The sequence below is a fragment of the Mesorhizobium sp. CA10 genome, from assembly GCF_020165285.1.
In the GTDB taxonomy this organism is placed as follows: domain Bacteria; phylum Pseudomonadota; class Alphaproteobacteria; order Rhizobiales; family Rhizobiaceae; genus Mesorhizobium.
This window is the reverse complement of record NZ_JAIUHV010000002.1, coordinates 17626-28997: the sequence shown is the minus strand read 5'-3', so window position 1 is coordinate 28997 and position 11372 is coordinate 17626. Positions and strand designations below refer to the sequence as shown.

Below are 11372 nucleotides of genomic sequence, written 5' to 3'. Positions count from 1 at the left end.
TAAGGTTCCCCGGCGGCGTTGGCAAATCGGAAACCAAACCGCAACGGCTTGGCGCCATAGTTGCGGCGAGGCGCGGATGCGGGGCGGGAGCGTGGCAGGTATGGCAAGGCGCGGCAAAACCGCGACAAGGCAAGCCGTGAAGATGTGCGCGGCCGCTCTCGCGGCCTTAGGTGCCGCCTCCTCGCCGGCACGCGCCGACTGGCGTGGCGACATCGGCACGTTCCGCATCGGCATCGTTGCCGAACCAGGCGGCGGCAACACCGTCCCGGGGCTCGCGCGCCTGACCGACGCCTATGCCAATGCGCTCGGCATGACGGTCGAGTTCGTCGTTGCGCGCGACTACGCGGCGCTGATCGAGGCGCAGGCGAGCGGGCGCGTGCAATATGCGATCTATTCCGCTCTCGCCTATGCCACGGCCTCGGAGCGCTGCGGCTGCGTCGAGCCGCTGGTGGCGCCGGTCGATACCGACGGCGCCGTCGGCATCCGTTCCGTCCTGGTGACGCGCGACGGCCGGCTTGCGGACCTTGCCGCCATGGCTTCGCACCGGATCGCGATAGCGCCAGCCGAAAACGTCGGCGGCGCGCTGCTGCCGCTGGCGGCGCTGCGGGCCGAAGGCGTCAAGATCGCGCGGGACTCGCCCTTCCTGCAGCGCGCCGCTTCGGCCACAACGGCCGAGACAATGCTCGCCGGCGGCGAAGCGGACGCCCTATTCGGCTGGGAACCGGCCGATACCGATGGCCGGTCCACCCGTTCCGAGGGCACCGTCGCGCGGCTGGAGGCTGCCGGCATCCCCCAGGCGTCGCTTCGGGTGTTGTGGACCTCGGGCCTCTTGCGCTACGGCCCGCACGCCGTCCGCAACGATCTCGATCCCGAGGCAAAGCGCCGGCTGACGGTCTTCCTAACCAATCTCAAGTTCCAGACGCCCGACATATACGATCTGCTGGAGGCGGCGCATTCCGGTGGCTTCGTGCCGGCGGCGTCCAAGGATTACGCTATGGCCACGGCCATTGTGCGGCACGCATCCGACGGCCGAGACTGACCGTCAGCAATCGCTGCAGGGGATCGTTGGGCTCCGGCGAGGCCGGAGATAGTAGGTCTCGCTCATGTTTATGTGGCTGAAGGTCGACAACAGTCCAAGCGCCTTCTGCTGGTTGTTGTTCTCGCTCCAGGCGATGACGGGCACATAGCCGAGGTCGCTTTCCACGCGGACCAGGAAAGTGTTGCGGATTTTCAGCGTCGAAGGGACGGTCGTGGTGTCGCCGGGACTGGCATCGACGCTGTAGGTGTTGCCCACCAGCTTGCGCGACCACGCCACCTTCACTGTCGGCGATGCCTCGTCGGATATCTGTATGCCGGTGATGATGATCGTCGGATCCGAGCGATTGTAGGGCCGAAGCGTCGATATGCCGATCTTCATCATTGCATCGAGGTTAGCCTTCACGACGGCCTGCTGCTGCGTGACGAGGTCCGCGACCATGCTGCCGATGCGGCTGACCTTCTTGCCGGTCTCGATGGCCTGCGAGGCCTCCATCGTGATGAAATACATGATCAGGAGCACCGGCACGATGAACGCGAACTCGATCGCCGCGATGCCGCGGCGATCGCGGCAAAACTGCTTCACCTTCGCCGAAATGCCCCGGAGTGCCCCCGCACTATGCATATCGTCCTCCACGCCGCGGCTTAGCCGTCGAGCAGTCTCAATTGTCGTCGAACGGCTCGTTCTGCCAGGTCACCGAAGCGAAATGCAGTGTGTTGCCGTCTTTCAGATTGGCCATCGACTTGGCCAGGAAATCGGTCATCACCGGCCATTTGTAAAACACCCGCAACATGTTGATGGACTCCGCCAGTCCGGGCGACACCGTGAAATTCATTGAGTTGGTGCCTTGCACCAGCACGATATCGCCATTGACGATCTTGAAGCCCGCCGTGGCGGCGTCGGCGAAACTCGGATATTCGCGCAGATCCACCAGCAATCCCGGGCAGTCCTTGGCCACCATGATCTCAAGCCTGCTGCAGATCAGCTGCTTGATGGAGGCTTCGGTGACGTTCGTCTTCTGCAACTGCCCGGTCCGCAGCTGGCGGGCGACATCGTCGGCGACGTTGGCCATCACCTCCTGGCCGGCGAACGAAATGCAGCTCTCGAGGATGGCGAAGACGAGAAGCGCGAACGGGATGGCGAGCATCGCGAATTCCATCGCCGTGCTGCCGCGCCTGTCGCTGAAGAAGCCGGGGCGGACTTTGACCCGCGCCTTGTTGTCCAGGCCGCTGCCGGATGTGGCATCCTTGCTCATATTGCGTTCCTGCCGATCCCCTTGGCGGTACCGGCGGTAAGGTTAGCGATAACCCATTGAGTTCCGGTTTTGATGATCGTTAAATTCGTCGGGCAAGCTTTAAGCCGTCTTTAATGCCCGTGGGTTCGCGCCCTCGCAGAGCTCAGTGCCCGGCGCTCATTTCGGCTTCGGAAGTTTTCTCGGCCTCGCTCTTGAACGCGCTCTCGCAATAGGGCGTGCAGGACATGGTCTGGACTTCGGCGCGTCGGTAGATGCGCACCGAGGAGGCGGCTTGTCGCACGACGGTCACCTGTTCGTCGATGATCGGGCTGCCTTCCGAGTCGAGCACGACCAGATTGGTGACACCGAAGCCCTTGCCGGTGAGAACGATGGTCGAGGCGTCCTGCACGGAGGCGTCGGCGATTGCCGGGTTGCCGATGACGACCGTGTCGGCCCCGCGTGACAATTTGACGATCTTGGCCTGGTTCATGGTGACTTCGATACCGGCGCCGGCCCTGGCCGGCATGACCAAGGCAGCAGTTGCCAGCAGCGCGGCGACTGGAAACAGCGATCTCGACAATGTCATTGAAGCGCTCCCGGCAGGCAGATTCTTCAACGGAACATGAACGAGATTGGTGAACCAACGGTTAAGTCGGGCCCGCATGATTAAGGATCGCCTGCATGGTGCGCCATGCGTCCATGGCGCTTACTGTTTTAGGAATATTGCACAAGCGCCGATTTCCGGGGGTCCAGGCCGGCTGGCAATGTTTAGGCCGCGGTTAACCACGCAGTGCGTTCGCCACCGGAAAGGAATCGGTAAGGCTGTTTATTAAGCCGATCGAAACGGCTTCTCCCTAGATTTGCACCATCCGATCAACCCGGAAGAGACGTTGACGGAAGTGCTGTAACACGTGGAGTAGGAGCTCTCGAATGTCTAATCTCATCGCACGTTTCGTGAAGGACGAATCCGGCGCGACCGCCATCGAATACGGTCTGATCGCCGCTCTCATCGCGCTTGCCATCATGGTTGGCGCCACCCAGCTCGGCAGCGCGCTGAACGCCAAGTTCGCCAACATCGCCACCACCCTCAACGGCGCCGGCAATCCGTGACAGGCTGCGGTATCGCGCCTTTTCGGCAGGAAGGAAAAGGGCCGCCAGCTGGTGGCCCTTTTTTCATGCAGCCGGCCGATTTTGATCGTCCGGCCTCATCGATCGTTAATCCAGCGCGCCTAGGATGCCGCTGAAAACATGCCACAGGCACGCCGCATCCATGCTTGAAGCCGTGATCTTCGTCGTATTTCCTTTCTGCATGCTGTTCGCTGCGATCTCGGACACCCTGTCGATGACGATCGCCAACCGCGTTCCCGTGTTGTTGGTGGCTACATTCGCGCTTGTTGCGCCGCTCGCCGGCATGGACTGGTCAACCTATGGCTGGCACTTCGCCGCCGGCGCCCTAGTGCTTGCCACGACCTTCGGCCTTTTTGCGCTCGGCGGCATGGGCGGCGGCGACGCCAAGCTTCTGGCCGCGACCGCTCTGTGGATGGGTCTCAACATCAACCTGATCGGATATCTGGTGACGTCGGCTTTCATCGGCGGCCTGCTTACCCTCGCAATCCTTGCCTACCGAAAATCGCCGCTCGTCACGTACACCGGCCACAGCCGATTTCTGCGCCATTTCGCGGACGAGAGCGTTGGCATCCCATATGGCATCGCGCTTGGCGCCGGTGGACTGATCACTTTCCCGGATTCGCCGCTGATGGTCTGGGCGCTGCAGAGGCTCACGACATAGGCCCGGCGATCTCAACGTGGGCGATCCCAAGCGGCCGCCTTTTATCAGATCGGAAGCGGCCCCGGCCGCTTTTTCTGTTACCGGCGGGCCATTCAATCCAATTTGAGTAAACCTTAAATTAATCACGATCGTAAGCATTGCATTAACCTTGTTTTGACGATTGCAGCTGCAAAGTCCGGCCTGGCGAGGTGGTTTTGCCATGAGGCGAAGGGTTTCGGACGAATGCCAGCATCCCGATTGATTATTCTGGGCGTGGCTGCGGTCGCGGCGGGTGGCGCGGGCTACGTGGCGAAGAACATGGTCGTAGCGCCGCCGCCTCAGGTCATTGTCGATGCGCCCAAGCAACCGGCGATCGCAGTGCAGGATGTGCTGGTGCTTTCCGGTGACGTGTCGATGGGCAGCCAGCTCGGCACCAACATCGGCTGGGAAGCATGGCCGGCCGATGGCGTCAACGCCAATTTCATCACGCGCGCCGCCGAGCCTGACGCGATCGAAAAGCTCAAGGGGTCGGTCGCCCGCGTCGCCATGTATACCGGCGAGCCGTTGCGGCGCTCCAAGCTGGTCGGCGAGGGGCAGAGCTTCATGTCCTCAATCCTGCCCTCCGGCATGCGCGCCGTCGCGACCGCGATATCGGCCGACACGTCCGCCGGCGGCTTCATCCTGCCCAACGACTTCGTCGACGTCATCATGACCCGCCGCGCCGACACCGGCAACGGCGGCAGCGGCTTCAACACCGAGACGATCCTCAAGAACATCCGCGTGCTGGCCATCGACCAGACCATCCAGGAAGACGAGGAAGGCAAGAAGACCAGGGTCGGCCAGACCGCGACACTGGAGCTGACGCCGCAGCAGGCGGAGATCATCACAGTGGCGCAGCAGATGGCCGACCGCCTGACGCTGGCGCTGCGCCCGATCACCGACATCCATGAAAAGACGACGGACGAAGCCGACTATCTGGTCAACGGCAACGGCCGACGCGGAACCGTGCGGCTGATTAAGTCCGGCGAGGTTTCCGAGGTGGGAGCAAGGAAATGAGGCTGAACGGTAAACTGCTGCCCTTCCTGGCCGCCGCGGCGATCGCTTTTTTCGTGCTCGGCACCGGCGCCCCGGGACTGGTCGAAGCCAAAGCCGCGGGAGCCGGCGTATCGGCTTCCGTCGCCACGCAGCGCGTCAAGCTCGGCCTCAACAAATCCGTGGTCATCGACTTGCCGAGCGACGCCTATGATATCCTCGTCGCCAATCCGGCCGTTGCCGATGCCGTGACGCGCACCGCGCGGCGCATCTACCTGTTCGGCAAGACGGTCGGCGAGACGAACATCTTCGTCTTCGGCCCCAACGGCGAGCAGATCGTCAGCCTGGATCTGGCCGTCGAGCGCGACGTCGCAGGGCTGGAAGACTATCTCAAGCGCTTCATTCCGTCCTCGCAGATCAAGGTCGAGCTTCTCAACGACAACGTCGTCCTGACGGGCATGGTCGACACACCGCTCGATTCCAAGCGGGCCGTCGACCTGGCAACCATCTTCGTGTCTGGCGGTGAAGCGACGACGGGTCAATATTCGCAGACCGCCGCCGGCGGCTCGGTCAATGGCGGCGTCGACATCAACAATCCCGACCAGGAGCGCCGGACCTCCAAGATCGTCAACCTCTTGCAGATCATCGGCGACGACCAGGTGACGCTTAAGGTGACCGTCGCCGAAGTCAGCCGCTCGGTGATGAAGCAGCTCGGCGTTAACATGGTTGGCCGCGGTGGCAGCAATGGCATCAGCTATGGTGCGACCAGCGATACTTTCCCGGGTTTGGGCAAGCCACTGTCCTCCTCAGGCTTGAGCTTCGCCACTTCATCCCTGCAAGGCACCATCAACGCCATGGAGCAGTCTGGTGCCATGAAGACACTGGCGGAGCCAACGTTAACGGCGGTCTCCGGTGAGAAGGCGACGTTCAAGGTCGGCGGCGAATACAACATAGTGACCGCCGTCACCAGCAACAAATCGGCAGACAATCAGAATGCCGACAGAACCTGGACGTCGTCAAAGGTCGACTATGGCATCGGGCTGGAATTCCAACCGGTGGTCCTGTCGGCTGGCCGTATCAGCCTGAAAGTGAGAACCGCGGTGTCAGAGCCGACGACGGAAGGCTCCGTTGCATTTGGCGATACCAACATCATATCGCTGCGCAAGCGCTTGGCGGATACGACCGTGGAGCTGCCCTCCGGGGGATCGATGATGATCGCCGGACTTGTTCGTGACGATGTGCGCCAGGCCCTCAACGGCATGCCTGGCCTGACAAAGATACCGGTCCTCGGCGCCCTATTTCGTAGCCGTGACTTCGTGCGCAACGAAAGCGAGCTCGTCATCATCATCACGCCTTACCTAGTCAAGCCTGTTGCACGCAACGAGCTGGCGAAGCCGGATGACAATTTCAATCCTGCGAGCGACGGCGCCGGCATGTTCCTCGGCCGCGTCAACCGGGTCTACGGCACCATGCAGACCGACAGGCCAGCCGGCCGCTACCACGGCGTCGTGGGCTTCATCTACAAATGAGTGGGAATGCGGATATGTCCAAGTCAGCATCGAAGGTCATGACGGTCCGGACAGCATCCGGTATCGCAAGGATCCGTCGGCAGGTAGTCCCGGCATTGGCGGTCATGCTTGCCGCGTCGCTCGCAGGTTGCGCCAACCGCGACAGCGTGACCGTCGGGTCGATACCGGACGACTACCGCACGACCCATCCGATCGTCATTGCCGAGAAGAACCAGAAGATCGACCTGCCGGTCGGCGCCGGTGATCGCGGCATGACCGGTGCACAGCGCGATACGCTGCTCGGTTTTCTTGACGGCTACGACAAGAGCGCCGCGCCGGCGCTGACGATCGCGATGCCAGCCGGGTCCGCCAATGAGCTTGCCGCCCGGGCCGCCGGTCGCGATTTTGCCAGGCTCGCCATTGCGGCAGGCGTCAAGCGCAACCGTATCGTCATGACATCCTATCAGTCGGCGGTGCCGGAGGCGTCAGCGCCGGTGCGCGTCGCCTTCGTCGCGGTGAGGGCCCAGACCGACAAATGCGGGCGTTGGCCCGAGGACATCCTGGAAACGTCGCAGAACAAGCACTACGCCGACTTCGGCTGCTCCTATCAGAACAACCTCGCAGCACAGCTGGCAAATCCTAACGATCTGATCGGGCCGCGCAAACAGTCCGACATCGACGCCGAAAATCGCGGCGCGGTGATCGACCAGTACCGCGAGAGGGGCATCTCGGACGAGTTCCTCGGCAATTCGGAAGTGACCTACTAAGCTGCGCCGGACGACGAAGAAAGCAGTCACGGAAAGAGCATGACGATGAGCAATCTTGCCTACGACACGCCCGCGGAAACCGGCGACCTTTCGCAGCAGGACATCGCCGCCATGCAGGCGCTGCGCCCCGTGCCGCGCATTTCGATCCAGGCCTTCTGCGAGACCGAGGGGGTCGCTAACCCCGTCGAGCGCGCCGGCGAGGATCGTCGGATGGCCAAGGCCCATCTCAAGGTCCATATGGGCGGCATCCCGACCGCGATCGAGTTCTACCAGTCCGCGCCGACACCGAACCTGATCCTGCTGGAATCGCGCAGCGAACCGCAGCAGCTGCTCGAACAGCTCGGCCAACTCTCGGAATATTGTGATCCGTCCTCCAAGGTGGTGGTTATCGGCCACTACAACGATGTCGGGCTCTATCGCGAGCTGATCCGTTCGGGCATTTCCGAATATGTCATCGCGCCGGTTTCGATGACAGACATCGTCAGCGTCGTGTCATCGATCTTCGTCGATCCGGATTCAGAGCCGATCGGCCGCTCGATCGCGTTCATCGGCGCCAAGGGCGGCGTCGGCTCCTCCACCATCGCTCACAATGTCGCCTGGGCGATGTCTTCCCTGTTCAAGTCCGAGGTCGTCATCGCCGATCTCGATCTCGCCTTCGGCACCGCCAACATCAATTTCGATCAGGATCCGGCGCAAGGCATCGCCGAGGCGGTGTTTTCACCGGAGCGGGTCGACGAGGTCTATCTCGACCGTCTGCTTGCGCAATGCGCCGAGCATCTGTCGTTGCTCGCGGCTCCCTCCACGCTAGAGCGCGTCTACGATTTCGAGTCCGAGGCCTTCGCGCAGATCATAGAGACAGCGCAGCGCAGCGCGCCTCTGCTTGTCCTCGATGTCCCGCACGTCTGGAGCGGGTGGACCAAGAGCACGCTGATCAAGGCGGACGAGATCGTCATCACGGCCACGCCAGAGCTCGCAAATCTTCGCAACACCAAGAACATGGTGGACATGCTGAAGCGGCTGCGTCCGAACGATCCGCCGCCGAAGCTGATCATCAACCAGGCGGGCGTGCCGAAACGGCCCGAGATCGCGGCGTCCGATTTCGCCGAACCGCTCGGCATCACGCCGATGGCGGTGATCAACTTCGAACCGCTGCTGTTCGGCAATGCCGCCAACAACGGCCGCATGCTCTCCGAGATGGACGCCAAGAGCCCGGTCGTGACCACCATCAATGAAATAGCGCATGTGCTGACCGGACGCAGCGAAATCAAGACAAGGAAGAAAGCAGGCCTGGGCTCGATCCTCGGCAAGCTCTCGCGCAACAAGAAGTGACGCTGATTGAGCGGCATCGGGTAGTCGATCATGTTTGGTAAAAGAGGCAAAGACGACGGCAGCCGGGCAACGCCCGAATTCCGTCCGCCGGCATCCGCTCCCGCCGCCGCTCCAACCGGAACGATGACGGCTGAACGACCGGTCGCGCCGCCGTCCAGCACGCCGGCCACGCCGCCGGCGCGCCGGCCCGTCGAGGCACCGCCCATGGCGCCGGAGCCGCCAAGAAGGGTCCAGCGCGAGCGCTCCGAGACCTATTACGACACCAAGAGCCAAGTTTTTTCGGCGCTCATCGACACGATCGACCTGTCGCAGCTCGCCAAGCTCGATCCCGAGAGCGCGCGCGAGGAAATCCGCGACATCGTCAACGACATCATCGCGATCAAGAACTTCGCGATGTCGATCTCCGAGCAGGAAGAACTGCTCGAGGACATCTGCAACGACGTTCTGGGTTATGGACCGCTGGAGCCGTTGCTTGCCCGCGACGATATAGCCGACATCATGGTCAACGGCTCCAGGAACGTCTACATCGAAGTCAATGGCAGGGTCGAACAGACCGGCGTCCGTTTCCGCGACAACCAGCAGCTGCTCAACATCTGCCAGCGCATCGTCAGCCAGGTCGGCCGCCGCGTCGACGAATCGAGCCCGATCTGCGACGCGCGCCTGCCTGACGGCTCGCGCGTCAACGTCATCGCGCCGCCGCTGTCGATCGACGGCACCGCGCTCACCATCCGCAAGTTCAAGAAGGACAAGCTGACGCTGGACCAGCTGGTCAAGTTCGGCGCCATCTCGCCGCAAGGCGCGGAAATCCTCAAGATCATAGGCCGCGTCCGCTGCAACGTCGTCATCTCGGGCGGCACGGGCTCCGGCAAGACGACGCTGCTCAACTGTCTGACCAACTATATCGACCGCGAGGAGCGCGTCATCACCTGTGAAGATTCGGCGGAACTGCAGCTGCAGCAGCCGCATGTGGTCCGTCTCGAAACCCGGCCGCCCAATCTGGAGGGCGAAGGCGAGGTGACCATGCGCGACCTGGTCAAGAACTGCCTGCGCATGCGGCCGGAGCGGATCATCGTCGGCGAAGTGCGCGGACCGGAGGTGTTCGACCTGCTGCAGGCGATGAATACCGGTCACGACGGCTCGATGGGCACGATCCACTCGAACAGCCCGCGCGAATGCCTCAATCGTATCGAATCGATGATCGCCATGGGCGGCTATTCCCTGCCGCAGCGGACGGTGCGCGAGATCGTCGTCGGCTCGATCGACGTGATCATCCAGGCGGCTCGCCTGCGCGATGGCTCACGCCGCATCACCCACATTACCGAGGTGGTCGGCATGGAAGGCGATGTCATCATCACCCAGGATCTTGTGCTCTATAACATCAAGGGTGAAGACGCCGGCGGCCGGCTGGTTGGCGAGCATGTGTCGACAGGCATCGGCCGTCCGCATTTTTGGGACCGCGCCCGCTATTATGGCGAGGAGCAGCGCCTCGCCAGTGCGCTCGAGGCGATGGAGAAACGCGCTGACTGATGCATCTGGAGGTTGGAAGCAATTCCAGGAAAAGTGTGATGCGGTCGGGTTCGGCGCCGTAACTTTCCGTCCGCAATTGCGTCAAGACAAAGAGACAGGGCGGTTCGCCGTTTCCTTGGAACCGCGAAATGCCCTAGGGACCCCGGTCGATGTTCGGAATTGACACCACCGTACTGGCTTTCATCGTGCTTGCCGGCTTCAGCGCCGGCGCGGTGGCCTATGCTTTCCTGTTCACGCGCATCGACAACGAGAAGCAGGCCGGCAAGCGGCTTCAGACCATCAAGACAGCCGAAACGGACCGGTCGGTGGTGAAAGCGACGCGCGACCGCGCCGCGGAAGCGGTCAAGCGGCGAAAAAACGTCCAGGACACGCTGAAGCAGCTCGACGAGAAGCAGAAGGCCAACGATCGCAACGTCAAAAAACCGCCGCTGAAGGTTCAGATCCGCCAGGCCGGCATGCAAGTCCCGATCGAGCGTTTCTATATCTATTCCGCTGTCTGCGGGATCATCCTGACGGCCGTTCTCTTTTTCCTCGGCGCGCCTCTATGGGCTCTGCCCGGAGCCCTGCTGGTGGGTGGCCTCGGCCTGCCGCGCTGGTTCGTGTCGTTTCGCCGCACACGCCGCGTCAAGGCCTTCCTGGAAGAATTTCCGAATGCGCTCGACATCATCGTGCGCGCGGTCAAGTCCGGTCTGCCGCTCAACGATTCGATCCGCCTGATCGCCAACGAATCGCCCGAACCGGTCCGGTCCGAATTCCGCCGCATCGTCGATTCCCAGCAGATGGGCATGTCGGTGCCCGACGCCGCCATGCGCATGTCCGAGACGATGCCGTGCAGCGAGGCCGGCTTCTTCGGCATCGTCATCCAGATCCAGTCGCAGGCCGGCGGCAACCTGTCCGAGGCGCTGGGCAACCTTTCGCGCGTCCTGCGCGACCGCAAGAAGATGAAGGCCAAGGTCCAGGCGCTGTCGATGGAAGCCAAGGCATCGGCCGTCATCATCGGCGCCTTGCCGTTCGTCGTCGCCTTCCTCGTCTATCTGTCGAGCCCGAACTACATCATGCCGCTGTTCACCACCAACGTCGGCAACCTGATCCTCGGCTGCTCGGGTGTGTGGATGTCGATCGGCATCCTGGTGATGCGCAAGATGATGAACTTCGAAGTGTAGAGGCGCGG

The 11372-nt window shown here is 62.5% G+C and carries 12 protein-coding genes; 9 read left to right on the top strand and 3 right to left on the bottom strand.

Annotation, left to right across the window (positions count from 1 at the left end; all coding sequences use genetic code 11):
• The first annotated feature begins 100 nt into the window (after window positions 1–100).
• The gene (locus tag LB535_RS03620; protein ID WP_224631214.1) at window positions 101–1039 is read left to right on the top strand and encodes a phosphate/phosphite/phosphonate ABC transporter substrate-binding protein; all 939 of its coding nucleotides are present in this window, start codon (window positions 101–103) and stop codon (window positions 1037–1039) included.
• A 3-nt stretch (window positions 1040–1042) separates the two neighbouring features.
• Here LB535_RS03620 and LB535_RS03615 read toward each other — a convergent pair whose 3' ends face one another.
• The 3 genes from LB535_RS03615 to LB535_RS03605 all read right to left on the bottom strand — a co-directional run bounded on the left by LB535_RS03615 (window position 1043) and on the right by LB535_RS03605 (window position 2856).
• Window positions 1043–1660, bottom strand: coding sequence for a TadE/TadG family type IV pilus assembly protein (locus tag LB535_RS03615; RefSeq protein ID WP_224523393.1), 618 nt, complete (start codon window positions 1658–1660; stop codon window positions 1043–1045).
• A 37-nt stretch (window positions 1661–1697) separates the two neighbouring features.
• Window positions 1698–2291 (bottom strand): TadE/TadG family type IV pilus assembly protein, encoded by a 594-nt coding sequence (locus LB535_RS03610; RefSeq protein ID WP_411969521.1) that lies wholly within the window; start codon window positions 2289–2291, stop codon window positions 1698–1700.
• Window positions 2292–2433: 142 nt separating this feature from the next.
• Window positions 2434–2856 carry a pilus assembly protein N-terminal domain-containing protein gene (locus LB535_RS03605; RefSeq protein WP_140687731.1) on the bottom strand — a complete coding sequence of 141 codons (423 nt, stop codon included), beginning with the start codon at window positions 2854–2856 and terminating at the stop codon, window positions 2434–2436.
• Between the two features lie 344 nt (window positions 2857–3200).
• Here LB535_RS03605 and LB535_RS03600 point away from each other — a divergent pair, with 344 nt between their 5' ends.
• From LB535_RS03600 to LB535_RS03565, 8 genes are all read left to right on the top strand, one after another.
• Complete coding sequence (locus tag LB535_RS03600) at window positions 3201–3380, top strand: Flp family type IVb pilin (protein ID WP_224631213.1); 180 nt, start codon at window positions 3201–3203, stop codon at window positions 3378–3380.
• A 160-nt stretch (window positions 3381–3540) separates the two neighbouring features.
• On the top strand, window positions 3541–4059 hold the full coding sequence (locus LB535_RS03595; RefSeq protein ID WP_224631212.1) for a prepilin peptidase: 519 nt from the start codon (window positions 3541–3543) through the stop codon (window positions 4057–4059).
• A gap of 222 nt (window positions 4060–4281) precedes the next feature.
• Window positions 4282–5094, top strand: a complete 813-nt coding sequence (gene cpaB, locus LB535_RS03590) for a Flp pilus assembly protein CpaB (RefSeq protein ID WP_224631211.1) — start codon at window positions 4282–4284, stop codon at window positions 5092–5094.
• Window positions 5091–6599, top strand: a complete 1509-nt coding sequence (locus tag LB535_RS03585) for a type II and III secretion system protein family protein (protein ID WP_224631210.1) — start codon at window positions 5091–5093, stop codon at window positions 6597–6599. The genes cpaB and LB535_RS03585 overlap by 4 nt, the downstream gene beginning before the upstream one ends.
• A 14-nt stretch (window positions 6600–6613) precedes the next feature.
• Entirely contained in the window at window positions 6614–7345 is a 732-nt protein-coding gene (locus LB535_RS03580) for a CpaD family pilus assembly protein (RefSeq protein ID WP_224631209.1), read from the top strand.
• Window positions 7346–7390: 45 nt separating this feature from the next.
• Window positions 7391–8674 carry a CpaE family protein gene (locus tag LB535_RS03575; protein WP_224631208.1) on the top strand — a complete coding sequence of 428 codons (1284 nt, stop codon included), beginning with the start codon at window positions 7391–7393 and terminating at the stop codon, window positions 8672–8674.
• A 30-nt stretch (window positions 8675–8704) separates the two neighbouring features.
• Complete coding sequence (locus tag LB535_RS03570; RefSeq protein WP_224631207.1) at window positions 8705–10201, top strand: CpaF family protein; 1497 nt, start codon at window positions 8705–8707, stop codon at window positions 10199–10201.
• A 149-nt stretch (window positions 10202–10350) separates the two neighbouring features.
• On the top strand, window positions 10351–11364 hold the full coding sequence (locus LB535_RS03565) for a type II secretion system F family protein (protein WP_224631206.1): 1014 nt from the start codon (window positions 10351–10353) through the stop codon (window positions 11362–11364).
• Window positions 11365–11372 lie beyond the last annotated feature (8 nt).

Excerpts from the sequence above, each read along its gene's own strand:
- LB535_RS03620 (WP_224631214.1), top strand. The coding sequence starts at position 101 with ATGGCAAGGCGCGGCAAAACCGCGACAAGGCAAGCCGTGAAGATGTGC.
- LB535_RS03615 (WP_224523393.1), bottom strand. The coding sequence starts at position 1,660 with ATGCATAGTGCGGGGGCACTCCGGGGCATTTCGGCGAAGGTGAAGCAG.
- LB535_RS03610 (WP_411969521.1), bottom strand. The coding sequence starts at position 2,291 with ATGAGCAAGGATGCCACATCCGGCAGCGGCCTGGACAACAAGGCGCGG.
- LB535_RS03605 (WP_140687731.1), bottom strand. The coding sequence starts at position 2,856 with ATGACATTGTCGAGATCGCTGTTTCCAGTCGCCGCGCTGCTGGCAACT.
- LB535_RS03600 (WP_224631213.1), top strand. The coding sequence starts at position 3,201 with ATGTCTAATCTCATCGCACGTTTCGTGAAGGACGAATCCGGCGCGACC.
- LB535_RS03595 (WP_224631212.1), top strand. The coding sequence starts at position 3,541 with ATGCTTGAAGCCGTGATCTTCGTCGTATTTCCTTTCTGCATGCTGTTC.
- cpaB (WP_224631211.1), top strand. The coding sequence starts at position 4,282 with ATGCCAGCATCCCGATTGATTATTCTGGGCGTGGCTGCGGTCGCGGCG.
- LB535_RS03585 (WP_224631210.1), top strand. The coding sequence starts at position 5,091 with ATGAGGCTGAACGGTAAACTGCTGCCCTTCCTGGCCGCCGCGGCGATC.
- LB535_RS03580 (WP_224631209.1), top strand. The coding sequence starts at position 6,614 with ATGTCCAAGTCAGCATCGAAGGTCATGACGGTCCGGACAGCATCCGGT.
- LB535_RS03575 (WP_224631208.1), top strand. The coding sequence starts at position 7,391 with ATGAGCAATCTTGCCTACGACACGCCCGCGGAAACCGGCGACCTTTCG.
- LB535_RS03570 (WP_224631207.1), top strand. The coding sequence starts at position 8,705 with ATGTTTGGTAAAAGAGGCAAAGACGACGGCAGCCGGGCAACGCCCGAA.
- LB535_RS03565 (WP_224631206.1), top strand. The coding sequence starts at position 10,351 with ATGTTCGGAATTGACACCACCGTACTGGCTTTCATCGTGCTTGCCGGC.